Origin of the sequence: Klebsiella sp. YJ (genome assembly GCF_002108615.1) — a bacterium.
Lineage (GTDB): Bacteria > Pseudomonadota > Gammaproteobacteria > Enterobacterales > Enterobacteriaceae > Klebsiella > Klebsiella planticola.
Genome location: NZ_MTEG01000111.1, coordinates 1 through 637, shown reverse-complemented (window position 1 = coordinate 637; position 637 = coordinate 1). Strand labels below are relative to the sequence as shown.

Here is a 637-nt window from a genome sequence, read left to right as displayed (position 1 = left end):
GGAGCGGTTCACCGCCAGACACCCGAGGCAGGAGCCCGGTGCGTAAATCGCGCACGCCGGGATCTGTGCGGGGGGTATCCGGTAACGGGTATCCCTACCGCGACATCATTGAGAGATTAAGATCATGCCACGCCTTTACGAAATTGAAACAGCCTGCCGGGCGGCGATAGTCATCGAGCCCAACGGCAGGCGCACAATCACCACCAGGCGATTCCTGCAGGAGCTGGAGCGATATAACTGGCACTGGTCGCCACGGCAGGCCAATCAGTGGATAGAAGGTTACGTGACGACATTCCGGGATGTTTCCACGCAAGAGGGAGACGATCGGACGTTCCAGCTCTACAACCCGAACAGAGGGCTGTGATATGGGATTTCCGTCCCCCGCGACTGACTACATCGAGCGCAGGATCAGCATTACCAGTCTGTGCAGCCTTGGCGCCAATACGCGTGTAGTTGAAACCAGCGACGGCTACGCATTCGTCGACGTGTCCCGGCGGCCGCAGCAGGGAGATACGGTACTGGTTCGATATGACGGGCGTGCTGAGTTTGCAAAGCTCATGGGAAGGGCGCTTATAACGGCTGACGGTGAGGCGATCGAGGGAGAGGCTCTCGACGACGTTGAGGTTGGAGGAGTGGT

Annotated in this window: 2 protein-coding genes; both read left to right on the top strand. The window is 59.0% G+C overall.

Features of this window, described 5'->3' with window-relative positions:
- The first annotated feature begins 124 nt into the window (after positions 1-124).
- Complete coding sequence (locus BV390_RS30425) at positions 125-364, top strand: DNA polymerase V (protein ID WP_085397647.1); 240 nt, start codon at positions 125-127, stop codon at positions 362-364.
- Position 365: 1 nt separating this feature from the next.
- A partial coding sequence (locus tag BV390_RS31395) for a LexA family transcriptional regulator (RefSeq protein ID WP_085397646.1) occupies positions 366-637 on the top strand: 272 nt, incomplete at its 3' end.